This is a genomic window from Piscinibacter sp. PDB1-1, assembly GCF_056675995.1.
Genome location: NZ_JBWVZJ010000005.1, coordinates 24,436 through 50,667 on the forward strand (window position 1 = coordinate 24,436; position 26,232 = coordinate 50,667).

Consider the following 26,232-nt stretch of genomic DNA (forward strand, 5'->3'; position numbering starts at 1 on the left):
CGGGGCTGCTGTTCGGAGCCGCGCACACGATGCGGCTCGACCCCTACCTCTCGTTCGCGGGCTTCGCGTTCACGCTGCTGCCGGACGATCTGCTGAAGCTGCGTGGCGCGCCGATCAAGTCACGCCGCAACGAGGTCGCGCTGAACGAAATGGACTACGGCGACGTGGTGCTGCGTTTTGAAGACAGCGGGCGGCTGGAAGAGATCACCGCGCCAGTCCAGGTGCTGCACCTCGGCACGCTGGCCATTCCCTTCGAGCACCTGCAAGCCCACGTGTTGGCGCAAGACGCGGATGCGTTCTGGCGTGCACGCTTTCTGGTGAGCCCGGCGCTCGGCCTCACCTTCGATCCGAGCGAGCCACCGTGGGTTACCGCACTGGCCGAGCACTGCCTGCCGCAATGGCACGCGTTGTGATTGAAGCCAGCTGTTGAAGACTCCTGACAGAACGCTGTCAGGGTGGTCTCGTTACAGTCTCTCTACCGCGTCAGTTGAGTGGGTTTGGCGCGGCGTTCGCTGGCCCTCAGCAATGGAGGGCCCATCACGGTAAACAGGGAGAAAACAATGCAGAAACTATGGTGGACGGCTGCGGCCGCCCTGGCTCTGGCTGCGTGTGGCGGTGGCGAGGAGGCTGCTGACACTGCTGACAGCTTTGACACCTCGACGAGCGAGTCGCGCATGGGCGCGCTCGCCGCCGCGGTGCAGGCCACGTTGGCGGCCACACCCGGCAGCATCGAGGTGCAGGTGGCCAGCGGCGCGGCAAGCGGTGTCGAGCTGGCGTTGCAGTACAGCGGGCCCACGCCCAACCGGGCCCGGCTGGTGATCGAAGGCGGCGTGCCGGCGGCATTCGATTCGGCGCCGGTGATCGAGTCGCTGGGCAAGGGCCGCTTCACCGTGCGCCTGAGCACGGCGAGCGGCCTGGCCGCAGGCAGCTACAGCGGCAAGCTGTTGTTCGCTGGCTGCCAGGACGATGACTGCAAGAACAAGAAGAAGACGGCGCGCACGGCGGTGCCCTTCGCCATCACCGTCGCGGCGCCGCCGGTGCAGGCCGAGTGGCAGATGCACCAGGGCAATGCGGCGCACACCGGCTACGTGCCGGTGACGCTCGATGCCGCGCGCTTCCAGTACGCGTGGGAATGGCGCCGCACGCCCGGCGGTGTGATCGGTGCGATCAACGCGGTGGTGAGTGAAGGCGGCAAGGTGTTCGTGAGCGAAGACGACTACGCAAGCCCGGTGTCGCTGCACGCGCTGAACGAGGCCGACGGCACGCCGCTGTGGCGGCGCGACTTCTCTCGCGATGCGAGCCTGAACCCACCGGCCGTGGTGAACGGGGTGGTCTATGCAGCGACGATGGGGCACTCGTGGACGTACCTCCATGCGCTCAATGCGGCAGACGGCGCGACGATCTTCCAGTCGCCGTTCGAGTCGCAGTGGGGTCACACGCTGGCACCGACCATCAGCGACGGCCGCGCCTACCTCACTGGTGGCTACTACGGTGGCGGCACCTATGCGTTCGACGCCACCGCGGGCAGCCGCGCCTGGTTGCAGACGGCGGGTGACGACGACATGGCCACGCCTGCGGTCGATGGGCGCTACGTGTACCACTACAGCGGCACCGGCTTGCAGGTGTACGGCAAGGCCGATGGTGCGCTGGTTGCCTCCATCCCCGACCCGTATGCGCCAGGCTGGGGCTACTCGTACCACGCCTCGCCCATGCTGGGTTCGCCTGACAACGTGATCGCCTACAGCGGCGGTGCGTTCAGCGGCCGTGCGTCGTCGAGTGTCGAGCAGTACGACAGCCGCCGGCTGGTGAACTACTCGATGGAGAACCGCAACACCCGGTGGGCCACGCAGCAGACGTACCGCACGACCCCGGCGCTTGCCAAGGGCGTGGTCTACGCCGGCCGCAACGCGCCGAAGTCGCTCGATGCGATCAGCGAAGCCACCGGCGAGGTGCTGTGGTCGTGGACGGGTACGGCAACCGATGCGGAGTTCCACCGCAACGTGGTCGTCACCGACAACCTGCTCTTCGTGAGCACCGACCGGGCCGTGCATGCGATCGACCTGGCCACGCGCCAGCCGGTGTGGACCTACCCCTCGCCGGGCATGATCAGCCTGAGCGCGAGCGGCATGCTCTACATCGTGGAAGGTGCGAGCACGCCGACCGGGCGGCTGATCGCGATCCGCGTGCGCTGAGCACGGTGTGAAAGCGGAGAAGGGCACCCTCGGGTGCCCTTCTTTCATGTCAGCGGCGCATCAGGCCGAACGCCGCAGCCGCAGCTGGTTGGGCTGCGGCGCCCCGCGGCGAAGCACGTCGTCGGCCAGCCACTGGGCCGAGCGCCAGGCGCGTTCGCTGACCATGGGCAGTGGCATCTGAACATAGTCGTCGTTGAAGACCTCGAAGCTGTAATCGCCCTCGTAGCCCAGCGCGTCGAGCCGCTGCACCATCTCGACCACCTGCGCGGTGTGAACGCCTTCGCCGGGGAAGACGCGGAAGGTGCGCGCGGTGGTCATGCGTTCTTCGAAGGTGCGCGTCTCCTGCCACATGAAGTCGGACAGCTGCACGAGGAAGATCTTGCCCGGGTCGATCTCGTCGATGCCGTCGAGCGGTGTCTTGGCGGCCAGCACGTGGTACGAGTCGAAGCACAGGCCGAGGTTGGGGGCGTCGGCGCGGCAGACCACGTCCCACGCGGTGGTGTATTCGTTGACGGTGCGGCCCCACGAGAGGCCCTCGTAGGCGATGCGGATGCCGTGCGGGATGGCCAGCATCGCGAGCTTGCGCAGGTCGCGGGCGATGTGGTCGAGGTCGTCGCTCGCGTGGGTGGAGGTCGACGAACACGCGAGCAGCACGTCGCAGCCGAGTGCGGCGCACATCTCGAGCATGGTCTTGGCGATGTCGAGCTTGTAGTGGTGCAGGTGGCCGCTCAAGCCTTCGAAGTCGCGCAGCACCTGGAAGCCGGTGCCGCGCAGGCCGCTGGCCTTCACCGCATCGACCGCGGCGCGCCAGCCCTGCGGGTGGCCGACCAGGTCGTTGGCCTTGAGCATCACCTGCTCGAAGCCGGCGGCGCGCATCGCATCGAGCTTGGCTTCGAGCGGGCCGGCCAGGGTGATGGTGTCCATGCCGAAGCCCTGGGCCGCGGGCTGCAGCGCGGGGCGCAGCGTGGCGCTCATGGCGCGGCTCCGCTTTGCACCAGCTCGAAGACCACGCCGCCGAGGTGGGTCTTGGTGAGCGCGCCGCGCCGCTCGGTGTGGGCCGCGTTGGTTTCGACGAACTCCATGCCCAGGCCGCGCAGCGTGCGCACCGCGGCGAGCACATCGGGCACGCCGAGACCGATGCGCTGGAACTGCTCGTTGGGTGACGTCAGCGAGGTGGTGGCATCGAGCGGCGGCTCCACCAGCTGCAGCATGAAGCCATTGGCCGGCTCGGTGGCGGGGGCCTGCAGCAGCTTGCCGGCCGGCATGATGCCGTAGCGCTGCTCGTCTGGGATCAGCGTGGTGCCCAGCAGCTCGGCATAGAACTCGATCCAGTCGGCGCTGCGGCCCAGGCCGATGTACTGCACCACACCGAAGAAGTGGATGCCGGGGATGCAGCCGGATTGCTGCTCCACCGAAGGCAGGGGCACGAAGTCGACGTCGTAGATCGACAGCTCGCGGTAGCGGTCGACGAAGTGGATGCGGCTGCCGCCCACGCCGTGGATGGCGGGGATGTTGAGCTCCATCGCCTGCGGGTGCGAGGGGGCATCCCAGCCACCGCGTTCGAGCACGTGGCGGTGCACCTCGTTGGCGTTGCGCACGCGCAGTGCGATGGCGCTGATGGTGGGCGTGGCGGGTGCGGTGGCGGGGGCATCTGCCCCGGCGGCGGGGTGGGCGTTGACGATGATGTTGACGCCGCCCTGCCGGTACAGCATCACCTCGCGCGATCGGTGCCGCGCCACCGCGCGAAAGCCCATCATCCCCAGCACCTGCCCGAGCGCCTGCGGCGCCGAGGTGGCGTACTCGATGAACTCGATGCCGTTGAGGCCGAGCGGGTTGTGTTCGTCGCTGTACGAGGCCTGCAGTGGCTCGCGTGCGTGAACCGGGTCAAGCAACAGATCGCTCATGCTGGGGCCTCCTGGTACTGGATGCGCGCGAGGCTTCGCAGGTTCTCGGGCGTGGTGGTCGGATAGCCGAAGAACTCGAGGTAGGGCGGGATCATCTCGAACAGCATGTCGGTGCCCACCTGCACCCGGCAGCCGCGTTCGGTCGCGGCCTGCAGGAATGCCGTCATCTCGTTGCGCATCACCACCTCGCCGACGAAGGTGCCGGGCGCAAGGCGCGACACGTCCACCGGCAGCGGGTCGCCGGGGTTCATGCCCAGCGGCGTGGCGTTGACGACAAGGCCGAAGCCGGCCGGATCGCGCTGCCCGGTGCTCACGCGCACCCGCGGGAAGTGGGCCTGCAGCCGCTGCGCCAGTTCGTCGGCCGTTGTGGTGTTGAGGTCGAAGAGCGCGATATGCGCCACCTGGGCGGCGGCGAGCGAGGCGGCGATGGCCGAACCCACGCCGCCGCAGCCCACCACCAGCGCATTCGAGCCGTGCAGGCGCAGCCCCTTGCGCTCGATGCCGCGCACGAAGCCGGTGCCGTCGAACTGGTCGCCGACCAACTTGCCTTCGGCCGTGCGCTTCACCGCATTGCAGGCGCCGGCCACGCGCACGGCGGGCGTGGCTTGATCGAGCAGATCGACCACGCTCACCTTGTGCGGCATCGTGATGAGTGCGCCACGCACGTTCTCGAGCGTGAACAGCGCCCGCAGTGCCGTCGCGAAGCCCTCGGGCTTGCAGCCCATGGGCACGACCACGGCATTGATGCCCGCCGACTCGAAGTACGGGTTGTAGATGAGCGGCGCCTTGAAGGCGTGCGTGGGGAAGCCGAGGTGCGCAATGACCTCGGTGCTGCCGTCGATCACGAGGTCTGCTCCGCTTGGGTGAGGTGTCTTACTTGCGCGCCGCTTCGATGTCGGCGAGCACGGCCTTGACGGTGGCCTCGCCCACGTTGGCGGTGTGCTTGGCGATCACCGGCTTCATCTTCTCGCGCATGGCGGCCAGCTCGGCGGGGGCGAGTTCGTTGACCTGCATGCCGGACTTCTTCAGCGCATCGAGGATGCCAGCGGCTGCGGTGCGTGCCGTTTCGCGCTGGAACTTGGCCGATTCGAGCGCCGCCTCGCGCACGATCTTCTGATCGGCCGGCGAGAGCGACTCCCAGAACTTCTTGCTCACCACCACCGACTGCGGGTTGTACTGGTGGTTGGTCAGCGTCATGTACTTCTGCACTTCGTACAGCTTGGCGCCCTGGATGGTGGCGACCGGGTTCTCCTGGCCGTCGACGGCCTTTTGCTCCAGCGCGGCATACACCTCGGGGAAGGGCAGCGGCGTGGGGTTGGCGCCGAGCGCCGTCACCCAGTCGATGTTGATCGGGTTGGGGATCACGCGCAGCTTGAGGCCGGCGATGTCGTCGACCTTGGTGATGGGGCGCTTGCTGTTGGTGATCTGGCGAAAGCCCAGCTCGTAGTAGGTCAGGCCGATCAGGCCCTTCTCTTCGAGCTTGGCGTGCAGCGACGTGCCCACCGGGCCGTCGACGACCGCAGCCACTTCCTTCGGGTTGGAGAAGAGGAAGGGGAAGTCGTAGACGGCGAAGTCCTTGACGATGCTCGCGAAGATGCCCGAGTTCATCGAGGCCATCTCCAGCGTGCCGCCTTGCAGGGCCGAGATGTTGGCCTGGTCGCTGCCGAGCGCGCCGCCTGGGTACACGGTGACCTTGAGCTTGCCGCCCGACTTGGCCTCCACCAGTTCGGCGAACTTGTCCATGCCCTGCACGATCGGGTGGCCCTTCGCGTTCTGGTTGGCGAACTTGATGGTGCGGGTCTGGGCCTGCACGGCACCGAGGGCCGCCAGGGTGGCGATCGCGACGAGGCTCTTGAGGAACATGCGCTTCATGGGGGTGTCTCCGTTGTGGTGAGTGGGGTGTATCAACCGAAGAACCAGCGTGCCGGCACGGTCACGATGGCAGGAAAGAGAACCATCAGGAACATCACGGCGAACTGCGCCAGCATGAACGGCCACACGCCGCGCGTGACCGAATCCATGCTGATCTTGCCGACGCCCGCCACCGTGCTGAGCACGGTGCCCACCGGCGGCGTGATGAGCCCGATGGCGTTGTTGATGACGAAGAGCACGCCGAAGTACACCGGGTCGATGCCTGCCGCTTTGACGAGCGGCATGAACACCGGCGTGAGGATCAGGATGGTGGGCGTCATGTCCATCGCGGTGCCGACCAGCATGGTGATCACCATCAGCATCACCATCAGCAGCGTGGGGCTGTCGAGCAGTGGCTTGAGGAGTGTCGTGAGCTCGGCCGGCAGGTTGGCCACCGTGATCATCCAGGCCGAGACCATGGCCGCGGCGACGAGGAACATGATCACCGAGGTGGTCTGCGCCGCGGCCAGAAAGAGCTTGTAGAGCTGCGAGATCTTCAACTCGCGGTAGATCACGGTCGACACGAAGAGCGCGTACACCGCGGCGACCACGGCCGCCTCGGTCGGGGTGAACACGCCGAACTTCAGACCCACCACCACGATCACCGGCAGCACGAGCGCGAAGGTGGCGTCGCGCAGCGAGTTCAGCACCTCCTTGCGGCTGGCGCGGGGCGCGGGCTGGATGTTCTCCTTGCGCACCATGAACCACCAGGTGAACCACAGCGCCGCGCCCAGCAGGATGCCGGGCACGATCCCGGCCATGAAGAGCTTGGAGATCGACACATTGGCCGCCACGCCGAACACCACGAAGGCGATGCTGGGCGGGATGACCGGCGCGATGATGGCGGCCGACGACAGCAGGCCCGCCGAGCGTGCGGTGTCGTAGCCGGCGCGGTTCATCATCGGCAGCAGCAGTGCGGCGAGCGCGGCGGCATCGGCCACGGCCGAACCCGACAACGCGGCCATGAGCACCGCGGCCATGATGCCCACATAACCCAGCCCGCCGCGCACGTGGCCCACCAGCGTCATCGCGAAGTTGACGATGCGCCGCGACAGGCCGCCGGCGTTCATGATCTCGCCGGCCAGCATGAAGAAGGGCACGGCCAGCAGCGGGAAGCTGTTGGCGCCTTCGATGGTGTTCTGCGCCAGGATCTGCGCGTCGAACATGTCCAGGTGGGCCATCAGGGCCGCGCCGCACACCAGCAGCGAGAACGAGATCGGCACTCCGAGTGCCATGGCGCCGAGCAGCGCCCCGAGAAAGATTGCGATCGTCATGCTGTTACTTCGGTTCGCCGGCCTGGGGCTGGCCATGCGGCATGTCGTCGGACTCGACCACGCCGATCAGATCGGATTCGGCCAGGCGGCCGGTGAGCAGCTTGATCAACTCGATCAGCACCATCACGCCGGCCAGGGCCGCGAAAACGATGCCGCTCACATAGAGCCACGCCATCGGGATCTCCATCACGGCGCTGGTGGTATCGAGGTTGATCACCGTCTGCTGCCAGGCGCCGCGGCCCATCAGCCAGCACACCCACAGCATCAGCAGGTGCGCAGCCGCGAAGCACAGCTTGTTGCCCAGCAGCGGCAGGCGAGAGACCAGCGCATCGGTACCCAGGTGCGCGTGCTTGTGCACCGCGACGATGGCGCCGAGGAAGGTCATCCACACGAAGAGCCAGCGCGAGAGTTCTTCGGAGGCCGTGATGCCCGAGTTGAAGCCGTAGCGCAGCACCACGTTGCCGAACACCATCACCACCATGAGAGCCATGCAGGCCACCATGAGCGCGCCGAACAGCCGGCACAAGCCATCGATCGATCTATCCAACATCGTTGTCTCCTTCTCGAAGTTTTGTACGAACTGGTTAGTTTTGATGTGGGTGAAAACACCTATCCCGCCGCCGGCTGAGCGGAGGGCGTACGAAACCCCGGCTTGGGACTCAGGTTTTCCGCACGAAGCGCACGACCATCTCGACCACGTTTTCGCGGCGCTCGGCGATGTAGGCCGGCGAGTTCATGTCGAGCTTGAAGATCAGGCTGAAAGTGTGGCGGTTGGAGACGTTGAAAAAGCTCAAGGCCGAGATCGACGCATGGATGTCGATGGCATTGAGCCCGCGGCGGAAAAGGCCGCTCCTGACGCCGCGCTCGTAGAGGTTCTTGATGGCGGCGATGGCCGGCACGTTGAGGTCCTGGATGCGCGGGCTTTGCGCGAGGTACTCGCCGCGGTGGATGTTCTCGGACATCACCAGGCGGATGTAGTTCTCGTGGTGCAGGTGGTGGTCGAAGGTGAACGCGACGAGCCGGCGCAAGGCTTCTTCGGGTTCGAGATCCTGCAGGTGCAGCTCGGCCTCGATGTCGCGCACGCGGCGATAGGCTTCTTCGAGCACGGCAAGGTAGAGGCCCTCCTTGCTGCCGAAGTAGTAATAGATCATCCGCTTGCTGGTGTTGGTCGCGGCGGCGATCTCGTCGATGCGCGCGCCGGCCAGCCCCTTCTCGCCGAACTCGGCCTCGGCCACCTCCAGGATGTTGGCCTGGGTGCGCTCCGGGTCGTTGGTGCGGGTGGGTTCCTTGTTCGCGCTCTTCGGGCGAGGCGACTTGCCGGCAGCCCGGGCCGCACCGCCGGTCTTGGCGGCGGCGCGCAGCACAACACGGGGGCGATGTACTGGTTCGTTCATTGCGCCAGTGTAGAGGCTGGCCCCCGGCCGCAGGCAAGCGGCCGAGCCCCCCAGGCGCGGCGCGCCGGCACGCGCCGCCCGCGGCCATCAGGCGGTCTTGGGTTCCTTCGCCCACTCCACGGCGGTGCGGAACGCCGCGGTGTACGAGCGCCATCCCAGCCCCTGCACCGTGCCACGCACCGCCGGCGAGATGATCGAGTGCGCCCGCCAGGCCTCGCGCGCGGCGATGTTCGACATGTGCACCTCGATCACCGGGAAGGGCATGGCCTTGATGGCGTCATGCAGCGACACGCCGTGCTGCGTCAACCCGGCCGGGTTGAGCAACGCACCGGCGGCGGTGTCGATGTTCTCGTGGAACTTGTCGACCAGCGCGCCCTCGTGGTTGGACTGGAAGGTCTCGATCTCCACGCCCAGCTCACGCGCCAGCGCGACCAGCTTGTCGTTGATCTCGGCCAGCGTGGTGGTGCCGTAGATGTGCGGCTCGCGCCGCCCGAAGAGGTTCAGGTTGGGCCCGTGCAGCACCAGGATCTTGGGCTGCCCGCTCATGGCTTGGACCCCTTGGCCAGCTCGGCCTGGTACAGCTTGACGATGGCGGGGTCGTAGCTCGCGGCAAAGCGCTCGGCCACCGGCTGGGCGATGGCGCGCATGCGCGCCTGCTCGGCGGGGGCGACCTCGTTGTATTGCATGCCCTTGGCCTGCAGTTCGCTCACCGCCTTCTGCGCGGCGGCGCGGCTCACTTGGCGCTGGTAGGCGCGCGACTCGTTGGCGGCGTCGTGCAGGATCTTCTGTTCGGCCGGCGAGAGCTTGTCCCAGAACTTCTTGCTGACCAGAAGGATGTTCGCGGCGTACACGTGCTGCGTCGCGCTCACGTACTTGTTCACCTCGTAGAACTTGTTCGACAGGATCACGGCGAACGGGTTCTCCTGGCCGTCCACGGCCTTGGCTTCGAGCGCGCCGTACAACTCGGCGAACGGCATCGGCACCGGGTTGGCCTTGAAGGCCTTGAAGGTGTCCAGAAACACCGGGTTGGGAATCACGCGCAGCTTCAGGCCTTCGAGGTCTTCGGCTTTGGTGATCGGGCGGCGGCTGTTGGTGACGTTGCGAAAGCCCAGGTCCCAGTAGCCGAGGCTGACCAGTCCCTTCTCGGGCAGCTTGGCGAGCAGGGCCTGGCCGAAGGGGCCGTCGAGCATGGCGTCGGCCTGCGCGTAGCTGGCCATCGCAAACGGGAAGTCGATCAGCCCGAACTCCTTCACGATGCCCGCCAGCGAGGTGGTGGCCGGGGCCGTCATCTCCTGCACGCCGCCTTGGAGGGCCGACTGCTGCTGCAGCTCGTTGCCGAGCTGCGACGAGGGGTACTCCTGCACCTTGATCTTGCCGCCGCTCTTGGCCGCGACGAGTTCCGCGAAGCGCTTGGCGCCCAGGCTCACCGGGTGGTCGGGGTTGTTCAGGTGCCCGAACTTGATCGTGCGCTCTTGAATGTCCTGTGCGATGGCACCGGCGGCCGGGGCCAGGGCCAGGGCGAGCAGGGCGAGTCGGAACAGATGCTTCATGACGGGTGTCTCCTGTCGAATGCGCCCTGGGGTGGGCGCGTGGGATTGGCCTTTGGTCAGGCATTGGGGTGGGACGCGAGGCATGATGGGCGCCGATGCTGAACAGCATTCCAGGTTGGAATTTCATTCCGAATCATGGAAATGTGGTGCCATGCCCATGAGAGAACCCACCCCCGACCCCACCCCGCCCGCCGGCACGCTGGAGCGCGCCTTCAGCATCCTCGAACTGCTGGCGCAGCAGCCGCAAGGCCTCGCGCTGGCCGCGATCGCCGATGAGCTGGTGCTGCCGCGCAGCGCCTGCCACCGCCTGCTGGCCGAGATGGCGCGCTGCGGCTACGTTCGGCAACTGAGCGCGCGGGGCGACTACGCCCTGACCACCAAGCTGCCCGCCATGGGCCTGAGCTTTCTCGGCGGCTCGGGCGTGGTCGACATCGCGCAACCCATCATCGACCGGCTCGCCGAACTGAGCGGCGAGCTGGTGCGCCTGGCGCTGGTCGATGGTGATCGCCTCACCTTCGTCGCCAAGGCCCAGGGCGCGCGGGGCGGCTTGCGCTACGACCCCGACATGGGCATTGACGTGCGTCTGTCGTGCAGCGCCGGCGGGCATGCCTGGCTGATGACATTGACCGAAGAACGGGCGGCCGAACTGGTGTCGCTGCAAGGCTTCGGCTCGCCGAAGGAGTTCGGCCCGCAGGCGCCCACCACCTTCAAGGCCTTGTGGAAGTTGCTCGACGACGACCGCGAGCGCGGCTACAGCACCATCGTCGAGATGTACGCGCCCGGCATGACCGCCATGGCCGCGCCCGTGCGGCGCCGCGGGCAAGAGGCGATGGGCGTGATCACCATCGCGGGCCCGCTGCTGCGCCTGACGCCGCAGCGCATGGACCAGTTGGGGCGTGCCCTGATGGATGCGGCCAGCGAGCTGGCGATGGCCAGCGCGAGCTCGCCGCTCTTCAGCCAGCGCGGGCGCATGGCCTGAGCAGCCTGCTCGCGTGCCGGCTACTTTCGCGTGCCGGCCTTGTTCACCTCGGCCGCAGCCTTGAAGAGCGCCTTCAGCGCCTTCTTGTCGAGCGTCTCGCCTTCGCGGAAGTCGATCGCGCGCCGCACCTTGCCATCGAGGCTCGAGTTGAAGAGCCCCGCCGGGTCGGGCACCGAGGCGCCCTGGGCGAAGGTGGTCTTCACCGCGGCCTTGTAGGCCTCGCCGGTGCAGATGATGCCGTGGCACGACCACACCGGGTTGTTCCACTTCCATTCCTCGACCACGCCGGGAACGGCGTCGAGGATGATCGCCCTCAGTTGCGCGAGCGTGTCGCCGCGCCAGCCGCCGAGCTCGGCGATGCGCCGGTCGATGAGGGCGGCGGCGTCGTCAGCGCCTGCTGCGGGCGTTGTCTTTCTCAAGGTGGCCATGGCGGTGTCTCCATTCCAGAAGCCGGCGAAGCACATGATGAGGAGCGGCTGGCTCAGCGGCGCGCCTGGATCATCTTCCAGCCGTTGCCCGACGGGTCGCGAAACCCTGCGTCGATGGTGCCGAAGCGCTCGATGGGCACCTGCGTGAACTCCACGCCCAGGCCGAGCAGGCGGTCGTGGGCCTTGCGGCAGTCGTCGATCTCCAGCACCAGCGGTGGCATGGCGCCCTTGGCGACCAGCTCGCGCGCTGCCTGGGCCGTGGCTTCGTCGAGCATCGGCGGGCCAGGGCGGAACAGGCCGAGCTGGAACGAGGGCTGATCGGGGTGCTGCACCGTCAGCCAGCGGAACTCGCCGTTGCGCACGTCGGTGTGTACCCTGAAGCCGAGCTTGTCGACGTAGAACGCGAGCGCTTCGTCCTGGTCGTGCACGTACAAACCCACCACTTGAACCTGTGTCATGAGCGCTCCTTGTTGTCGAGGGTTCCATTTGTAATGCCCGATTCGACACGGCGCTTCTCCGAAACTGCTGTCGTGAGATGGGGGCGCTGCGCCGCGCTCACCACGCAGTGCGGTACCTGCCCCAGGCCTTGCGCCGCCGCCCGTGCACGCTCGCGCACCACGCCCGGGTTCTCGCCGGTGATGTCGCGAAAGGTGCGCCCGAAAGTGCCCAGGCTCTCCCAGCCGGTCTCGAACGCAATCTGCGTGATCGGCAGATCGGTATCGCGCAGCAAGGCGGTGGCGCGCTCGATGCGCCGCGTGAGCAAGTACCGGTGCGGCGGCGTGCCGAAGGCCTGCTTGAACTGCCGCGCGAAATGCGCCTGCGAGACGCCGCTCACCTCTGCCAGCCGCGTCACGGGCCAGGCCTCGTGCGAGGCCGCGTCCATGCGGTCCTTGGCGCGCAGCAGGCGGCGCAGCAGTTCGGGGTCTTGACGTGGAAGGGCAATCACGGCCTGCCACTATGCCAGCGGCATCAGCGGAACGGCAGGTTCAGCATCACGCTGCTGGGCGTGACCCACACGGTCGGCTGCGTGTCGACCGCGTTGCCGGTGGCACCGAGCTGGCGGCGATAGAAGTAGTCGCCCAGCGTGTAGCCGAGCATCGCGCCGGCCACGGTGTCCGAGAGCCAGTGCTTTCGGTCCATCACGCGGGCCACGTTGGTGAGCGCAGCCACGCCGTAGAGCCAGGGGTTGTCGTACTGCTTGGCATAGGGCGTGAGCACAGCCCAGGCCACGGCGCTGTGGATCGACGGGAAGGAGCTGTCGCTGCGTGACTGCGAGTGCGCGTGGGGCCCGAGGTTCTCGGTGGGGCGCGCGCGGTCGACGGCAAGCTTGGTGAGCTGGGCCGCGAGCAAGGCGCTGGCACCGGCGGCCGTGGCGGCAAAGCCGAGTTCGCCCTCAGGTGTGCCGCGCTGCGCCAGCCATGACACGCCGGCATAGCCGAGTGCTGCGATCGGCAGTGCGTTGCCGACATCGGTGACCGTGCGCGCCGACATGCTTTCGCCGTGGCGCTGCGCGAAATGGTCGACCGATTCGTCGAACATCAGCGAGCCACCGAAGAGCGCCGCGCCCAGGAAGAAGCGGGTGGGCCAATCGGGCTGCGGGCTGGCCCATTGGGTGGACAGGGCCTGGTTCAGCCGCGCCGTGGTGGTGTCCAGGCCCATGCTCACGCGCACGCCCACGCGTGTGTCGGTTGATGGGCCATCGGCCGCGTCCACGCGCGTCCAGTCGAACTCGGGCGTGATCGTGGCCTCGCCCCAGGTGTAGCTGCGCCGCGCCGACACACCGAACAGCCGGCCGGAGGTGCGCGGGTCGTCGTCGAAGGGGCTGTAGCTGCCGATGCGCGAACCGACATCGCCGAAGTGCAGGCGCAGCGAGCCGGCGTGGCGCACGTCGATCCAGCCGAGCGTGAGCAGCCGCGAGTTGGGCCCCACGCTCGCGCCGAGCCAGCGCCCCGCGTTGACGTAGCCCTGCGGGTAGGCGTGGTTGCGGTAGGCGCAGTTGGGGTCGGCGTCCTGGCCGATCGGCATGCGGCAGCCGGTCTCGGCGTACTCGGCAAAGTAGCGGTGCGCGCCGTCGGCCGTCCAGGTCTCGAAGCCGTAGAGGCCGAGCAGCTTCGAGGGCAGCAGGCCGCCCTGGTCTTCGCCCGCCAGCTGCAGGTAGGCCGCGCAACCCAGGCTCGAGGGGCAGCGCGCGCGCAGGTCCAGCCCGGCGATCTGGTTGCCGGGGTCGAGCGGTTGTTCGGCCTCGGTGTCCGCGTTGGTGCCTCGGCCGAGCAGCAGGCGGGCCAGTTCGGTGGGCGACTCGTGTCGCCCTTCGCCCCCCCATTGCGCGGTGCGCGTGAGGCCGAGTTCGAGCCACGAAAAGGGCCGCAGCGTGAGGCGCGTGCCCGTCAGCATCGGGTTCATCGGGTTGCTGACGCCCTCGGTGCGGGCGACGAAGAACTCGAAGTTCCATGGCCCCATCCACGACAGCCAGCGCGACGATGAGGTGGAGGCCGAGTTGCGCTGGAATCCTGCCCCGGCGAGCGCGGGCGCGTTGTTGCTGAGTTCGAGTGCGCTCTGCCAGCCCGGCCCCCACCAGCTTCGGTGAGCCCAGGCCTGCAACTGCCAGCCCAGCACCTCCGCCGCAACTGCGCTCTCGTCGAGGCGGGCGGTCTCCCCCGTACGGTCCACATGCGCACGGGCCTCGACGCGCGCCCCGACCTGGGCGGCCAGGTAGGGCCCATCGAGCGAGGGCGTGCGCACACTGAGCGAACTGCCGGGCGTGCTGTCGTCACCGAAGCCGGGCAAGGCCTCGGCGCGGTTGCGCAGCGTGAGCGACATGGCGCTGCCGCCGTGCGCGGCGAGTTCGCGCTGCAGCCGCTCGCGCGCGGCATCGAGCGCGGGGGGCAACTGCGCGGGCAGGGCGGCCAGCGCGCGCTGCACCGCGGCACGCGGAAGCGGCCAGTGGCTCGCGATCAGGTCGAGCCCGGCGTCGTCGATGAGCAATTGCACATCGGCGCGGGCTGTGGTGCTGGGCATCCAGGGCACGCTGGGCGCTGCCTGCGCGGTGCTCAGGCAGAGGGCGCCGAGCAGACCGATGAGCAGGTCGCAGAGCGGGCCGAATGGCCTGGGCACCGCGCGCGGCCAGCTCACGCGATGCGTGCCAGCGCCTCGGCGACCTGGCCCTGCGACTGAGGCCTCACCACTCGCGCCATCTCGCGCCCGTCTCGCAGGAAGATCAGCGTCGGCCACAGCTTCACGCCGAAGGACCGGCCCAGCGGCCGCCCCGGGCCGTCTTCGACCTTGAGGTGCTTCACCCCCGGCTGCTGCGCCAGCGTGCCCTCGACCAGCGGCTGCGCGGCGCGGCAGAACCCGCACCAGCCGGTACCGAACTCGAGCACGGCGGGGCCCTGGAGGGCGTCGATCTCGCTGCGTGCAGGGGCGGCGGTGGCGTAGTCGCGGGGGCTGGTCATGGTCGCTGGCGCTCCGGGTGAGGGGAGCGGCCAGTCTAGGACAGCGCGCGTCGATCCGTGCAGTAGTTCACGAAGATCACCCAGGCCGCGCCCAGGTATCCCTGTGCAGGCCGGCCGATCGATCAGGCCTGCATGAGCTCCTGCCGCACGGCGTAAAGCGCCAGCTCCACGTCGTTGCGCACGCCAGTCTTCTCGAGGATGCGCGAGCGGTAGGTGCTCACGGTGTTGGGCGACAAGGAGAGCTGGTCGGCGATCTCGCTCACGCTGCGGCCGTGGCTCAGCAGATGGAACACCTGGTACTCGCGGTGCGAGAGGCGTTCGTGCAGCGGCTTGTCCTCGACGTGCCCCGCGCCGATCGCGCCGGCGAGTTGCTCGGCCACGGCGGGCGTGATGAAGAGCCCGCCCACCGCCACCTTGCGGATGGCCGCGATCATCTGCTCGGAGTCGGCGCTCTTGTTGAGGTAGCCGACCGCGCCGAGCTTCATGCTGCGCACGGCGTACTGCTTGTCGGGGTAGGTGCTGAGCATCAGCACCGGAAGCTTGGGGAACTCGCTCTTGAGTTGGCGCAGCACGTCGAGCCCGTCGCGGTGCGGCATGGCGATGTCCATCAGCACCACGTCGATGCCGCCTTCGCGCACGCGCATCAGCGCGTCGGGGCCATTGGCGGCCTCGCCGGCAACGTCGATGTCGGGCGCATCGGCCAGTACCTGGCGGATGCCCTGGCGCACGATGAGGTGGTCGTCGCAGATCAGCACGCGCACGGGTTTCATGACGAGCCCTCGGTCGATGGCGGCAGCGGCATGGTCAGCCGGGCCAGGGTGCCGGTGCCGGGCGTGCTGTCGATGAGCAGTCGCCCGCCGAAGTGGCCGGCGCGCTCGCGCATGCCCATCACGCCATAGCTGCGCGGGTCGTCGAAGGCGCTGCGCTCGGCGCCCACGCCGTCGTCGCGCACCTCCAGGTGCAGCTCGGGCCCGGGCGGGCCATCGACATAGAGGCGGATGAAGACCGAGCGTGCCCGCGCGTGGCGCGCCACGTTGCTGAGCATCTCTTGGAAAATCCGAAACACCGCGATCGCCCAGCGCTCGCCGCGCGGGCCGGTGGGCGGCTCCACGCCGGCGGCCACATGCACGCGCAGCTCGTGCTGCAGCTCGGTGGTTTCGATGAACTCCTGCGCCTGCCATTCGAGCGCGGCCCACAAACCCTGGTGGTCGAGGATGCTCGGGCGCAGGTCGGTGATGATGCGCCCGAGGTTGTCGACGGCGGTGTCGATCAGGTGGCCCATGCCCTGGCACTTGGACTGCAGCTCGGCGCGCGTGTCGATGCGCTTTTCCAGCCAGTTGAGGTCCATCTTGAGCGCCACCAGCAGCGAGCCGAGTTCGTCGTGGATCTCGCGGGCGATGCGCGTGCGCTCTTCTTCGCGCACCGTCTCGAGGTAGGCCGAGAGCTCGCGCATCTGGCCGAGCGCCTGCGTCAGCTCGTGTGTGCGCTCCTCCACGCGGCGTTCCAGTTGCTCGCGCGCCTGCTGCAAGGCCAGCTCGCCCCGCTTGCGCTCGGTGATGTCGACGATGGTGACCACCGCACCCTGCACCACGCCGCCGTCGAGGATGGGGTGCGACGAATACTCGGCGCTGAACGAGGTGCCGTCGGCGCGCCAGAGCACCTCGCTGTCGATGCGGCAGGGCAGGCCCTGGCGGAAGGCGTTGAAGATCGGGCAGTCGCACTCGGGGTAGTGGCGGCCGTCGGCATGCGTGTGGTGGATCAGCGCGTGCATGTTCTGGCCATGCACTTGCTCGGTGCGGTAGCCGAGCATCTCGGCCGCAGCGCCGTTCACGAACGTGCAGCGGCCCGAGAGGTCGATGCCGAAGATGCCTTCGCCGGTGGATTCGAGCAGCAACTGCAGCCGCTCGCTCCAGGCGGCGCTCACCTGCGATGCGCGCGGCGCAGCTTCGGGCAGGGTGGGCGCGGGCAACTCGGACAGCTCGGACAACATCTCGCACTCACGACAGGGTGTGATTCACCAATTGCAAGCGCCGTGCCACGCTGCGGTGCAGCATGCACATTCATGAAGAACGGCGTGATTTCCAGCGGGGCCAGACCACGTTGAGCGCCAGGCCGCACAGCACCAACGCGGCGGCCATGAGCTTCCAGGCAGGCAAGGGTTCCGCGAGCATCAGGCTCGCCGCGGCCATGCCGAACACTGGCACCAGCAGCGCCATCGGCGTGATGCTTGCTGCCGGGTGGCGCGCCAGCAGCCAACCCCAGGCGGCGTAGCCGAACAGGGTGTTGCCCACCGATTGCCACAGCACCGCGGCCCAGGTGGCGGCATCGGCCTGGCGCAGCCCGGTCTCGATGGCAGGCCAGCCTTCGAACACCAGTGACAGCAGCAGCAGCGGCGGCACCGCAGCGGCGCTCGCCCACACCACGTAGGCCAGCATGTTCACCTGGCCGGCCTGCTTGCTGACGATGTTGGCGGCGGCCCAGCACAACGCCGCAAACAACACCATCAGCAGACCGAGCGGCGTGGTGCTGCCGTCGGTGTGCGTGCCGATCACGGCGATGCCCGCGGCGGCCAGCACCAGCGCCAGCCACTGGTAAGGCTGCACGCGCTCGCGAGCGATGCGCATGGCCAGCAGAATCGTGAAGAACACCTGCGTCTGGATCACGAGCGAGGCCAGGCCCGGCGTGATCTGGCTGCGCATGGCGAGGTAGAGCACGCCGAACTGCCCCACGCCGATCAGCACGCCGTAGGCGGCCAGGTTGCGCCACGGCACGGCGGGCCGTGGCAAGAAGAACACCGCAGGGAGCAACGCGAACAGGTAGCGCAGCGTGGCAAACAGCAAGGGCGGCAGGTGCGCCAGCGCGACCTTGATCACCACGAAGTTGGTGCCCCACACCGCCACCACGGCCAGCGCCAGCAGCAGGTGCTGCCACGGCGGGTGGCCGGCGACCGGTGGCTTGGCGGCGGCCATCAGCCGAGCACGACGCGGTTCTCGCCCGAGGCCTTGGCGCTGAGCAGGGCCGATTCGGCACGCTGCACCGTCTCGGTCACCGATTCGCCCGCGCGGTGCTCGGTCACGCCGGCGCAAAAGCTCAGGTGGATGGGGCCGTCCTGCGTGTCGATGGCTGTGGCGCGAAAGCGGTCGCGCAGCCGCTCCAGGCTCAGGCGGCCGAGTGAAGCACGCGTGTTGGAGAGCATCAGCAGGAACTCTTCGCCGTCCCAGCGGCTGAGAAGGTCCGAGATGCGGATGACGTTGAGCGCTTCGTTCGAGAAGCGGCGCAGCAGCTTGTCGGCGAAGTCGTGGCCGAAGCGGTCGTTGAAGTCGCGGAAGTCGTCGATGTCGATCACCGCGATGCTGAACGGGTGGCCCGAGCGCACGCCGCGCTGGCGCTCCTGCTCCATCAGCTCGAGCATGTGGCGGCGGTTGATGAGGCCGGTGAGCTCGTCGCGCGTGGCCAGCTCCTGGATGCGTGCAAGGGCCACCGCGATGTCTTTCTTCTGGCGGCGCATGCGGTCGCGCAGGCGGCTCAACTGGCCGGCCAGCACCGCCACCGCGGGCACCATGATCGCGATCATGATGAAGTGGCCCCATTCCACCGCCGGCTCGTACACGCTGGGCTTGAGCCGCGCCATCACCGCCATCGTGAGGCCGAACACCGCCACCGCGAAGAAGCTCGTGCGCAGCACGGTGCGTGGCGACACCGAGTACATGCTGAACATGAAGATCACCATCAGGATCGGGAAGGCGCCACCGCGCCCGCGCCCGGCGATGGCGTAGCCCGCCGCGCCGCACGCGATGGCGAACACGATTTGCGGGATGGTGAGCGAGGGGTCGTCAAAGGCGAGGTTGCTGCCGCTTCGGATCACCAGGAAGAAGATCACGAAGCCGCCCACCAGCACGAGCGTCCACCACGCCGTGGGCACCGCGGGCGCGAGACCCGCCCACACGAGGTAGTGCATGTTGAACACGCTGCCCAGCACCAGCAGCATCGCCGTGCCGCACTGGATCAGACGCAGGCGCTGCCGGGGTTCGGTGCCGAACAGCCAGTCTGCCAATGCGTTCAAGCGAGACATGCGCTGGTCAGCGTGCGGCGCGCGCCTTGGCCGCCTGAAGGTGGCCCAGCGGCAATGCGGCGCCGGCCTTCACCTCACCCAGCGAGAAGCTGGTGTGAATGTCTTTGACGTTCGGCAGGTTGAGCAAGGTGTCGATGGAGAAACGGGAGAAGGCATCGAGGTCGGTCGCCATGACTTGCAGCTCGAAGGTGCCGGTGCCTGAAATGTAGTGGCAGGCGATAACCTCGGGTAGCTTGCGGATCGCGTCCTCCAATGCGCGGGTCGCCAGGCCGTTGTTGCGTTCAGCATCGACGCGCACGAAGGCCAGCACGCCCAGGCCGATCTTGCGGCGGTCGATCTCGGCGCGGTAGCCGGTGATGTAGCCCTGGTCTTCGAGCCACTTCACGCGCCGCCAGGTGGGCGCGGCCGACAGGCCGATGCGCGAGGCCAGCTCCGAATTGGACAGCCGCGCGTCGGCCTGCAGCTCGCGCAGGATGAGCACGTCGTAGCGGTCGAGTTCGGTGCCGTGGGGCTCGTCGGCCACGTCGGCGGGTGGTTTGCTGGTTTTCCCTGAAGTCGGCTTTTTGAGCGTCATTTCGTCACCATATGACAGGTTGCAGAAAGATTATTGCCGCAGCCTGCGAAATCACGGCATACAAAGCAAGGACATCCGTAGCCTCAATCTCTACACTGGGCTTGCCGTTTGCCACGCAAGAACGGCGAAGCGCACCGCGGCCACAAGCTGCGGCGGCGCCCTTCATCAGGACAGGAGCCACATTCCGCCATGAACGCACCGCTACCCGATTCGATCCGCAAGGCGCTGGAGAGCGTCACCCTCGACGACAAGTACGTGCTGCCCACTGGCCGCGCGTTCATGAGCGGCGTCCAGGCCCTGGTGCGGCTGCCCATGCTGCAGCGCACGCGCGATGCGATGGCCGGGCTCAACACCGCGGGCTTCATCAGCGGCTACCGCGGCTCGCCGCTCGGCACCTACGACCAGGCGCTGTGGGCGGCCAAGAAGCACCTGGCCGCACAGAACATCGTCTTCCAGCCCGGCGTGAACGAAGAGCTGGGCGCCACCGCCGTGTGGGGCACGCAGCAGCTCGACCTCTACCCTGAGAGCAAGAAGTTCGACGGTGTGTTCGGCATCTGGTACGGCAAGGGCCCGGGCGTGGACCGCTGCTCCGACGTCTTCAAGCACGCCAACATGGCCGGCACGGCCAAGCACGGCGGCGTGATCGCGCTGGCGGGTGATGACCACATCGCCAAGAGCAGCACCGCCGCCCACCAGAGCGACCACATCTTCAAGGCCTGCGGGTTGCCGGTGTTCTTCCCGAGCAGCGTGCAAGACATCCTGGACATGGGCCTGCATGCCTTCGCGATGAGCCGCTTCTCGGGTGTGTGGGCGGGCATGAAGACGATCCAGGAGATCGTCGAATCCTCGGCCAGCATCAGCGTCGACCCCGACCGCGTGAACATCGTGCTGCCCGAGGACTTCGCGATGCCCGAAGGCGGCCTGCACATCCGCTGGCCCGATGCGCCGCTGGAGCAAGAGGCGCGTCTGATGGACCACAAGTGGTACGCCGCACTCGCCTACGTGCGCGCCAACAAGCTGAACCACAACGTGATCGAAGGCCCGAACGACCGCTTCGGCCTGATCGCCAGCGGCAAGGCCTACAACGACACCCGCCAGGCGCTGCACGACCTCGGGCTTGACGACAGCGCGTGCCGCCGCCTCGGCATCCGCCTGCACAAGGTCAACGTGGTGTGGCCGCTCGAGGCCACCATCACGCGCGAGTTTGCGCAGGGCCTGCAAGAGATCCTGGTGGTCGAAGAAAAGCGCCAGGTCATCGAGTACCAGCTGAAGGAAGAGCTCTACAACTGGCGCCCCGACGTGCGCCCCAACGTGCTAGGCAAGTTCGACGAATCCGACGGCGACCAGAGCGGCGGCGAGTGGTCGCAGCCCAACCCGGCCAAGAACTGGCTGCTGCGCGCGCAGGCCGACCTCACCCCCGCGATCATCGCCAAGGCGATCGGCAAGCGGCTCAAGAAGCTGGGCGTCGACGCCGACACCGCGGCCCGCATCGACGCGCGCCTCGCCCTGATCGACGCCAAGGAGAAGTCGCTGCAGGTGCTCCAGGCCGACAGCGGCGACCGCCTGCCCTTCTTCTGCAGCGGCTGCCCGCACAACACCAGCACCAAGGTGCCCGAAGGCTCGCGCGCCGTGGCCGGCATCGGCTGCCACTACATGGTGGTGTGGATGGACCGCAGCACCAGCACCTTCACGCAGATGGGCGGCGAGGGCGTGCCCTGGGTGGGCCAGGCGCCGTTCACCACCGACCAGCACATCTTCGCCAACCTGGGTGATGGCACCTACTTCCACAGCGGCATCCTCGCCATCCGCCAGAGCATCGCGGCGGGTGTGAACATCACCTACAAGCTGCTCTACAACGACGCCGTGGCCATGACCGGCGGCCAGCGCGTGGGCGAGCGGCCCGAGGGCCACTCGGTGCTGCAGATCATGCAAAGCCTCAAGGCCGAGGGCGTGAGCGCGCTGTGCATCGTGAGCGACGAGCCGGGCAAGTACAACGGCGTGGCGTTGCTGCCCGGCGTGCAGGCCTACCACCGCGATGAACTTGACCGCATCCAGCGCGAGTACCGCGAGCTGAAGGGCACCACGTCCATCATCTACGACCAGACCTGCGCCACCGAGAAGCGCCGCCGCCGCAAGCGCGGCACGATGGCGCAGCCCGAGCAGCACGTGGTCATCAACGAGCTGGTGTGCGAAGGCTGCGGTGATTGTTCGGTGCAGAGCAACTGCCTGAGCGTCGAGCCGGTCGAGACCGAGTTCGGCCGCAAGCGCCGCATCAACCAGAACACCTGCAACAAGGACTACTCCTGCGTGAAGGGCTTCTGCCCGAGCTTCGTCACCGTGCGGGGTGGGCAACTCAAGAGCGCGAAGAAGGCGCAGCCAGCGCGGCCCAGCCTGGCAGCGCAGCCAGCGATTCCCGAGCCGGCGATCCCGTCGGCACGCACCGCCTGGGGCATCGTGGTGGGCGGCGTGGGCGGCACCGGCGTCATCACCATCGGCCAGCTGATCGGCATGGCCGCGCACATCGAAGGCAAGGGCATCGTCACGCAGGACGCCGCCGGCCTCGCGCAAAAGGGCGGCAGCACCTGGAGCCACATCCAGATCGCCGACAGCATGGACGCGATCTACACCACCAAGGTGGGCACGGCCGAGGCCGATCTCGTGATCGCCTGCGACCCGATCGTCGGCGCGAACAAGAGCACGCTGGCCGTGGTGCGCGAGGGCCGCACCTACGTGGCGCTGAACACCCACGGCTCGCCCACGGCGGCCTTCGTCACCAACCCCGACTGGCAGTTCCCCGGTGCGAACTGCGAGCAGGCAGTGCTGTCCGCAGCCGGCGCAGGCCTGGTCGGCATGCTCGACGCCGAACAGCTCGCGGTGCAGCTGCTCGGCGACTCGATCTACACCAACCCGCTGATGCTGGGCTATGCGTGGCAGCAGGGCCGCGTGCCGCTGAGCCACGATGCGCTGATGCGCGCGATCGAGCTCAACGGCGTGCAGGTCGACAACAACAAGGCCGCCTTCGAATGGGGCCGCCGCGCCGCGCACGATCTGCGCGCGGTGCAGGCGCTGGGCCAGCCGGCGCAGGTGATCGAGTTCGTGCGCAAGCCCTCGGTCAACCTCGACGAGATGGTCGCCAAGCGCGTGGACTTCCTCACGAGCTACCAGAATGCGGCCTACGCCGCGCAGTACCGCGCGTTCATCGACAAGGTGCGTACCGCCGAGGCGCCGCTTGCGAGCACGAAGCTCACCGAGGCGGTGGCACGCTATCTCTTCAAGCTGATGGCCTACAAGGACGAGTACGAGGTCGCGCGCCTGCACACCGACAAGAGCTTCGCCGACAAGATCAGCGCGCAATTCGAGGGCGGCTACACGCTCAACTACCACCTCGCCCCGCCGCTGTTTGGAAAGAAGAACGAGCGCGGCGAGTTGATGAAGCGGCGCTACGGCCCGTGGATGAGATCCGCCTTCAGCGTGCTCGCCAAGCTCAAGGGCCTGCGCGGTACCGCTTTCGACCCCTTCGGCCGAACTGAAGAGCGCAAGACCGAGCGCGCATTGATCGCGGAGTACCGCGCGAGCATCGACGAACTGCTGTCAGGCCTGAACGCCGGCAACCACGCGCAGGCCATCGCGGTGGCGAAGATCCCGGAGGAGATCCGCGGCTACGGCCACGTGAAGGAGCGCCACCTCGCGGCGGCGCGCGGGAAATGGGCAGGCCTGATGGCCGAGTGGCGCGATGGGGTGCGCCGCGCTGCGTGAGGAGCAGCTAGAACTGCAGGAACGAGAGGCCGAACCCGACGCTGTTCTGCCGGAAGTTGTAGTCCGTCAGTGTCTCGCCATAGCCGCTGAAGGCCTGCACGAACCAGCGCACGCCGTTGGGTTGGTCGCGGAACACCGGGTACGTCCACTCAAACTGCAGCGAGGTGCCCTTCGAGGCCGGGCGCAGCTGCAGCCACGCGGTCGCCGCGCCCGGTGCCCAGCTCACGTCGAACTCGAATCGGCCGCGGTAGTCGATGAGGTCGGGGTTGTTGTCGCGATCGCTCGGCTCGTTGAAACGCTGGTTGAAGCGCGCGTTGAGTGTCCAGTCGCCGCGCTCGATGCCGGCGCCGAGGTAGGCGCGGTTCCAGCTGCGCGAGAGCGGGTCGGACTGGCCGTTCGACTGGTGCGCCATGCCGAACTGGCTGTAGCGCCACTTCCAGCCCCAGGGCAGGTCTTGCAGGCCCTCCGAGGTGGGCAGGATGTACATGGCCTCGGGTTCGTAGTCGGTGTTGCGAAAGGGTTTGGAGTCCGAGCCGTTATAGATCTGCCACATCGCCACTTCGCTGAAGGCGAGCCACACGTCGCCGCCAGGCAGCAGAACGTCCTGCAAGACCTTGGTGCGCAACGAGATCTGGAACTTGGCCTCCACGTTGCGGTAGTTCGGTTTGGGGACCGGCGCCTGCGTGGGTGACTGTGGGCTGCGGTTCACGTGGTTGGTGGCATGCAGCGGCAGAAGGTAGTTGCTGCGGTAGCCGAGCAGGTTGAAGGTGCCGCGCTTGTCCTTTGCGTCGAGTTCCCAGAACTTGGAGAGCAGGCTGGGCGTGCCCGTCTGTTCGGTGCCCGGCGTGGTGGCCACGTCCTTCGGTGCGATCTCGGAGGAAGGCTTGGTCGACGTGATCGCCTCGATCGGCGTGCTCGCCGGCTCGGGTGTGGCCGGCGCGCGGCCTGCGAGCCGGTCGTAGCAGGCCAGGCGGTCGGCGGCCTGGCCGATGGCGGCGCACTCCTGCAGCGTGGGCAGCGGCTTCTGTTGCGCCATGGCGGGCCCCGCAGCGGCAACGAACAGCGCCAGAACCAGAGGGGAACGAAGGAAGTGCGTGATCGTCATTACGGCTTCTCGAGTTGCATCACGAGCTGCGATGGTACGTGCCAGGCATCGGTGCGATCATCCGATGCATGAACACCCAAGTGCAGGAATTGGTCGGTTTGCTGCAGGTCGAGCAGCTCGAGGACAACATCTTTCGCGGCATCAGCGGCGACACCGGCAGCCCCCGTGTGTTCGGCGGCCAAGTGCTCGGCCAGGCGCTGATGGCGGCTGCGCGCACCGTCGAAGCCGGCCGCCGCGTGCACTCGCTGCATGCGTACTTCCTGCGCCCAGGCGACAAGCAGGCCAAGATCGTCTACGACGTCGAGCGCATACGCGACGGAGGCAGTTTCACCACGCGGCGTGTGGTGGCCATCCAGCACGGCCAGCCGATCTTCAATTTCGCAGCGTCTTTCCATGTGAGCGAAGACGGCCCGCAACACCAGGCCACGATGCCGCAGGCGCCGCCGCCAGAGGGTCTGATGAGCGTGCACGAGATGCGACGCAAGAACATCGACCGCCTGCCCGAGCGCGTGCGCGCGGTGCTGCACGCCGAAACCGCGATCGACATCCGCCCCTGCAACCCCTGGGACCCGATGGACCCGCCGGTGCGCGAGCCCGCGAACAACTCGTGGTTCCGTGCCGCCGACCACCTGCCCGACGACCCGGTGCTGCACCAGGCCATGCTGGCCTACTCGTCCGACTTCGGCTTGCTCAACGCGGCGCTGCTGCCGCATGCCTTGAGCTTCATGAACGGCAGCGTGCAGGGCGTGAGCCTCGACCACGCGATGTGGTTCCACGACAGCTTCCGCATGGACGAGTGGCTGCTTTACGTGACCGACTCGCCCGCCGCGCGCGGCGCACGCGGGTTCTGCCGTGGCAGCATTTACACGCGCGATGGGCGGCTGGTCGCATCGGTGGCGCAAGAGGGCTTGATGCGGCCGCAGCCGCGCAAAGAGGCGTAGTCAGCGCCCGGCGACGAGCTTCAACCCGAGCCCCACGAAGATCAGCCCGGCGATGCGATCGAGCCACAGGCCTGCGCGCGGCGTGCGCCGCAGCCATCCGCCCACGTGCCCCGCGAAGTAGCCCAGCAAGCCGAACAGCAAGGCGGCCTGCGCGGTGAACACCAGGCCGAGCGCGCCGAGTTGCGCGGCGACATGGCCCTGTGAAGGCACCACGAACTGCGGCAGGAACGACAGGAAGAAGAGCACAACCTTCGGGTTGATCGCGTTCGCAAGCACGCCCTTCCAGAACAGCGCGCTCAGCGTGGCGTCGCCCGGCGCGGCATCGAGCTGCTGAGCCGGCCCGCGGCTGCCGATGGTGCTGCGCACGGCCTGCACGCCTAGCCACATCAGGTACAGCCCGCCCGCCCAGCGCAACGCGGTGAAGGCTACGGGCGATGCGGCGATCAGCGCGCTCACGCCGATCACGGCCAGCAGCGTATGGCTCAGGCAGCCGAGCGCGCAGCCCAGGCCGAAGGCCATGCCCTGGCGCCGACCCTTCGCCATGCCGATGCCGAGCACCATCAGGTTGTCAGGGCCGGGTGATGCCGTGATGAGCAGCGCCGTGAGCAGGAAGGCCAGGAGTTGAGCGCTTGTCAGCATCACCGGATGGTAGAGGCGCGGGGCCTCTGGTAGGGTGAGGCCCGCAATCCATACATAGATA

26 protein-coding genes are annotated in these 26,232 nt (G+C 67.9%); 5 read left to right on the forward strand and 21 right to left on the reverse strand.

The features are described from left to right. Positions 1 to 29: 29 nt before the first annotated feature. Positions 30 to 413 carry a hypothetical protein gene (locus tag AC1KAR_RS20020; protein WP_480321024.1) on the forward strand — a complete coding sequence of 128 codons (384 nt, stop codon included), beginning with the start codon at positions 30 to 32 and terminating at the stop codon, positions 411 to 413. Positions 414 to 560: 147 nt separating this feature from the next. Next, positions 561 to 2,192 carry an outer membrane protein assembly factor BamB family protein gene (locus AC1KAR_RS20025; protein WP_480321026.1) on the forward strand — a complete coding sequence of 544 codons (1,632 nt, stop codon included), beginning with the start codon at positions 561 to 563 and terminating at the stop codon, positions 2,190 to 2,192. A 60-nt stretch (positions 2,193 to 2,252) separates the two neighbouring features. Here the strand turns inward: AC1KAR_RS20025 and AC1KAR_RS20030 are convergent, their stop codons facing one another. The 9 genes from AC1KAR_RS20030 to AC1KAR_RS20070 form a co-directional block, all read right to left on the reverse strand. After that, the gene (locus AC1KAR_RS20030; protein WP_480321028.1) at positions 2,253 to 3,167 is read right to left on the reverse strand and encodes a sugar phosphate isomerase/epimerase family protein; all 915 of its coding nucleotides are present in this window, start codon (positions 3,165 to 3,167) and stop codon (positions 2,253 to 2,255) included. Beyond that, complete coding sequence (locus AC1KAR_RS20035) at positions 3,164 to 4,096, reverse strand: 4-hydroxyphenylpyruvate dioxygenase (protein WP_480321030.1); 933 nt, start codon at positions 4,094 to 4,096, stop codon at positions 3,164 to 3,166. The genes AC1KAR_RS20030 and AC1KAR_RS20035 overlap by 4 nt, the downstream gene beginning before the upstream one ends. Continuing rightward, positions 4,093 to 4,941 carry a shikimate dehydrogenase family protein gene (locus AC1KAR_RS20040; RefSeq protein WP_480321032.1) on the reverse strand — a complete coding sequence of 283 codons (849 nt, stop codon included), beginning with the start codon at positions 4,939 to 4,941 and terminating at the stop codon, positions 4,093 to 4,095. The genes AC1KAR_RS20035 and AC1KAR_RS20040 overlap by 4 nt, the downstream gene beginning before the upstream one ends. Before the next feature lie 28 nt (positions 4,942 to 4,969). Beyond that, on the reverse strand, positions 4,970 to 5,968 hold the full coding sequence (locus AC1KAR_RS20045) for a TRAP transporter substrate-binding protein (RefSeq protein WP_480321034.1): 999 nt from the start codon (positions 5,966 to 5,968) through the stop codon (positions 4,970 to 4,972). A gap of 32 nt (positions 5,969 to 6,000) precedes the next feature. Continuing rightward, positions 6,001 to 7,281 (reverse strand): TRAP transporter large permease subunit, encoded by a 1,281-nt coding sequence (locus AC1KAR_RS20050; protein WP_480321036.1) that lies wholly within the window; start codon positions 7,279 to 7,281, stop codon positions 6,001 to 6,003. A 4-nt stretch (positions 7,282 to 7,285) separates the two neighbouring features. Next, positions 7,286 to 7,831, reverse strand: coding sequence for a TRAP transporter small permease (locus AC1KAR_RS20055; protein ID WP_480321038.1), 546 nt, complete (start codon positions 7,829 to 7,831; stop codon positions 7,286 to 7,288). A 109-nt stretch (positions 7,832 to 7,940) separates the two neighbouring features. After that, entirely contained in the window at positions 7,941 to 8,675 is a 735-nt protein-coding gene (locus AC1KAR_RS20060) for a TetR/AcrR family transcriptional regulator (RefSeq protein ID WP_480321040.1), read from the reverse strand. A gap of 87 nt (positions 8,676 to 8,762) precedes the next feature. Next, positions 8,763 to 9,221 carry a type II 3-dehydroquinate dehydratase gene (locus AC1KAR_RS20065; protein WP_480321042.1) on the reverse strand — a complete coding sequence of 153 codons (459 nt, stop codon included), beginning with the start codon at positions 9,219 to 9,221 and terminating at the stop codon, positions 8,763 to 8,765. Beyond that, a complete protein-coding gene (locus AC1KAR_RS20070; RefSeq protein ID WP_480321044.1) occupies positions 9,218 to 10,225 on the reverse strand; it encodes a TRAP transporter substrate-binding protein in 1,008 nt (335 codons plus the stop codon). Before AC1KAR_RS20070 ends, AC1KAR_RS20065 begins: the two co-directional genes overlap by 4 nt. 157 nt (positions 10,226 to 10,382) lie before the next feature. On the opposite strand from AC1KAR_RS20070, the gene AC1KAR_RS20075 reads away from it, so the two are divergent. Next, positions 10,383 to 11,204 (forward strand): IclR family transcriptional regulator, encoded by an 822-nt coding sequence (locus tag AC1KAR_RS20075; protein WP_480321046.1) that lies wholly within the window; start codon positions 10,383 to 10,385, stop codon positions 11,202 to 11,204. Between the two features lie 20 nt (positions 11,205 to 11,224). On the opposite strand, the gene AC1KAR_RS20080 is transcribed toward AC1KAR_RS20075, so the two are convergent. From AC1KAR_RS20080 to AC1KAR_RS20125, 10 genes are all read right to left on the reverse strand, one after another. After that, positions 11,225 to 11,632, reverse strand: coding sequence for a DUF1801 domain-containing protein (locus AC1KAR_RS20080; protein ID WP_480321048.1), 408 nt, complete (start codon positions 11,630 to 11,632; stop codon positions 11,225 to 11,227). Positions 11,633 to 11,685: 53 nt separating this feature from the next. Then, entirely contained in the window at positions 11,686 to 12,090 is a 405-nt protein-coding gene (locus tag AC1KAR_RS20085; protein WP_480321050.1) for a VOC family protein, read from the reverse strand. Next, the gene (locus tag AC1KAR_RS20090) at positions 12,087 to 12,578 is read right to left on the reverse strand and encodes a helix-turn-helix domain-containing protein (RefSeq protein ID WP_480321052.1); all 492 of its coding nucleotides are present in this window, start codon (positions 12,576 to 12,578) and stop codon (positions 12,087 to 12,089) included. The genes AC1KAR_RS20085 and AC1KAR_RS20090 overlap by 4 nt, the downstream gene beginning before the upstream one ends. Positions 12,579 to 12,601: 23 nt before the next feature. Beyond that, complete coding sequence (locus AC1KAR_RS20095) at positions 12,602 to 14,764, reverse strand: capsule assembly Wzi family protein (protein WP_480321054.1); 2,163 nt, start codon at positions 14,762 to 14,764, stop codon at positions 12,602 to 12,604. Then, on the reverse strand, positions 14,761 to 15,084 hold the full coding sequence (locus AC1KAR_RS20100) for a thioredoxin family protein (protein ID WP_480321056.1): 324 nt from the start codon (positions 15,082 to 15,084) through the stop codon (positions 14,761 to 14,763). Before AC1KAR_RS20100 ends, AC1KAR_RS20095 begins: the two co-directional genes overlap by 4 nt. A gap of 122 nt (positions 15,085 to 15,206) precedes the next feature. Next, on the reverse strand, positions 15,207 to 15,854 hold the full coding sequence (locus AC1KAR_RS20105) for a response regulator (protein WP_480321058.1): 648 nt from the start codon (positions 15,852 to 15,854) through the stop codon (positions 15,207 to 15,209). Then, positions 15,851 to 17,074, reverse strand: coding sequence for a PAS domain-containing sensor histidine kinase (locus AC1KAR_RS20110; protein WP_480321060.1), 1,224 nt, complete (start codon positions 17,072 to 17,074; stop codon positions 15,851 to 15,853). The genes AC1KAR_RS20105 and AC1KAR_RS20110 overlap by 4 nt, the downstream gene beginning before the upstream one ends. A 70-nt stretch (positions 17,075 to 17,144) precedes the next feature. Further along, positions 17,145 to 18,053 (reverse strand): EamA family transporter, encoded by a 909-nt coding sequence (locus AC1KAR_RS20115; RefSeq protein ID WP_480321062.1) that lies wholly within the window; start codon positions 18,051 to 18,053, stop codon positions 17,145 to 17,147. Beyond that, positions 18,053 to 19,156: a GGDEF domain-containing protein gene (locus AC1KAR_RS20120; protein WP_480321064.1), complete on the reverse strand. Its 1,104-nt coding sequence runs from the start codon at positions 19,154 to 19,156 to the stop codon at positions 18,053 to 18,055. The genes AC1KAR_RS20115 and AC1KAR_RS20120 overlap by 1 nt, the downstream gene beginning before the upstream one ends. A gap of 7 nt (positions 19,157 to 19,163) precedes the next feature. Next, positions 19,164 to 19,730: an Lrp/AsnC family transcriptional regulator gene (locus AC1KAR_RS20125; protein WP_480321066.1), complete on the reverse strand. Its 567-nt coding sequence runs from the start codon at positions 19,728 to 19,730 to the stop codon at positions 19,164 to 19,166. A gap of 189 nt (positions 19,731 to 19,919) precedes the next feature. Here AC1KAR_RS20125 and AC1KAR_RS20130 point away from each other — a divergent pair, with 189 nt between their 5' ends. Further along, positions 19,920 to 23,486 (forward strand): indolepyruvate ferredoxin oxidoreductase family protein, encoded by a 3,567-nt coding sequence (locus AC1KAR_RS20130; protein ID WP_480321068.1) that lies wholly within the window; start codon positions 19,920 to 19,922, stop codon positions 23,484 to 23,486. A gap of 7 nt (positions 23,487 to 23,493) precedes the next feature. On the opposite strand, the gene AC1KAR_RS20135 is transcribed toward AC1KAR_RS20130, so the two are convergent. After that, a complete protein-coding gene (locus AC1KAR_RS20135; protein WP_480321070.1) occupies positions 23,494 to 24,591 on the reverse strand; it encodes a phospholipase A in 1,098 nt (365 codons plus the stop codon). Positions 24,592 to 24,659: 68 nt separating this feature from the next. Between AC1KAR_RS20135 and tesB the strand changes: the two genes are divergently transcribed. Continuing rightward, entirely contained in the window at positions 24,660 to 25,532 is an 873-nt protein-coding gene (tesB, locus tag AC1KAR_RS20140; protein WP_480321072.1) for an acyl-CoA thioesterase II, read from the forward strand. Here the strand turns inward: tesB and AC1KAR_RS20145 are convergent, their stop codons facing one another. Then, positions 25,533 to 26,171 carry a LysE family translocator gene (locus AC1KAR_RS20145; RefSeq protein ID WP_480321074.1) on the reverse strand — a complete coding sequence of 213 codons (639 nt, stop codon included), beginning with the start codon at positions 26,169 to 26,171 and terminating at the stop codon, positions 25,533 to 25,535. It lies immediately after the preceding gene. Positions 26,172 to 26,232 lie beyond the last annotated feature (61 nt).

Bases quoted from the DNA above. Each gene is read 5' to 3' on its own strand.
- AC1KAR_RS20065 (WP_480321042.1), bottom strand. From the start codon at position 9,221: ATGAGCGGGCAGCCCAAGATCCTGGTGCTGCACGGGCCCAACCTGAAC.
- AC1KAR_RS20060 (WP_480321040.1), bottom strand. From the start codon at position 8,675: ATGAACGAACCAGTACATCGCCCCCGTGTTGTGCTGCGCGCCGCCGCC.
- AC1KAR_RS20045 (WP_480321034.1), bottom strand. From the start codon at position 5,968: ATGAAGCGCATGTTCCTCAAGAGCCTCGTCGCGATCGCCACCCTGGCG.
- AC1KAR_RS20080 (WP_480321048.1), bottom strand. From the start codon at position 11,632: ATGGCCACCTTGAGAAAGACAACGCCCGCAGCAGGCGCTGACGACGCC.
- AC1KAR_RS20085 (WP_480321050.1), bottom strand. From the start codon at position 12,090: ATGACACAGGTTCAAGTGGTGGGTTTGTACGTGCACGACCAGGACGAA.
- AC1KAR_RS20145 (WP_480321074.1), bottom strand. From the start codon at position 26,171: ATGCTGACAAGCGCTCAACTCCTGGCCTTCCTGCTCACGGCGCTGCTC.
- AC1KAR_RS20075 (WP_480321046.1), top strand. From the start codon at position 10,383: ATGAGAGAACCCACCCCCGACCCCACCCCGCCCGCCGGCACGCTGGAG.
- AC1KAR_RS20020 (WP_480321024.1), top strand. From the start codon at position 30: ATGCGGCTCGACCCCTACCTCTCGTTCGCGGGCTTCGCGTTCACGCTG.
- AC1KAR_RS20105 (WP_480321058.1), bottom strand. From the start codon at position 15,854: ATGAAACCCGTGCGCGTGCTGATCTGCGACGACCACCTCATCGTGCGC.
- AC1KAR_RS20025 (WP_480321026.1), top strand. From the start codon at position 561: ATGCAGAAACTATGGTGGACGGCTGCGGCCGCCCTGGCTCTGGCTGCG.
- AC1KAR_RS20125 (WP_480321066.1), bottom strand. From the start codon at position 19,730: ATGACGCTCAAAAAGCCGACTTCAGGGAAAACCAGCAAACCACCCGCC.
- AC1KAR_RS20100 (WP_480321056.1), bottom strand. From the start codon at position 15,084: ATGACCAGCCCCCGCGACTACGCCACCGCCGCCCCTGCACGCAGCGAG.
- AC1KAR_RS20130 (WP_480321068.1), top strand. From the start codon at position 19,920: ATGAACGCACCGCTACCCGATTCGATCCGCAAGGCGCTGGAGAGCGTC.
- AC1KAR_RS20070 (WP_480321044.1), bottom strand. From the start codon at position 10,225: ATGAAGCATCTGTTCCGACTCGCCCTGCTCGCCCTGGCCCTGGCCCCG.
- AC1KAR_RS20035 (WP_480321030.1), bottom strand. From the start codon at position 4,096: ATGAGCGATCTGTTGCTTGACCCGGTTCACGCACGCGAGCCACTGCAG.
- AC1KAR_RS20110 (WP_480321060.1), bottom strand. From the start codon at position 17,074: ATGTTGTCCGAGCTGTCCGAGTTGCCCGCGCCCACCCTGCCCGAAGCT.
- tesB (WP_480321072.1), top strand. From the start codon at position 24,660: ATGAACACCCAAGTGCAGGAATTGGTCGGTTTGCTGCAGGTCGAGCAG.
- AC1KAR_RS20055 (WP_480321038.1), bottom strand. From the start codon at position 7,831: ATGTTGGATAGATCGATCGATGGCTTGTGCCGGCTGTTCGGCGCGCTC.
- AC1KAR_RS20030 (WP_480321028.1), bottom strand. From the start codon at position 3,167: ATGAGCGCCACGCTGCGCCCCGCGCTGCAGCCCGCGGCCCAGGGCTTC.
- AC1KAR_RS20050 (WP_480321036.1), bottom strand. From the start codon at position 7,281: ATGACGATCGCAATCTTTCTCGGGGCGCTGCTCGGCGCCATGGCACTC.
- AC1KAR_RS20135 (WP_480321070.1), bottom strand. From the start codon at position 24,591: ATGACGATCACGCACTTCCTTCGTTCCCCTCTGGTTCTGGCGCTGTTC.
- AC1KAR_RS20115 (WP_480321062.1), bottom strand. From the start codon at position 18,053: ATGGCCGCCGCCAAGCCACCGGTCGCCGGCCACCCGCCGTGGCAGCAC.
- AC1KAR_RS20120 (WP_480321064.1), bottom strand. From the start codon at position 19,156: ATGTCTCGCTTGAACGCATTGGCAGACTGGCTGTTCGGCACCGAACCC.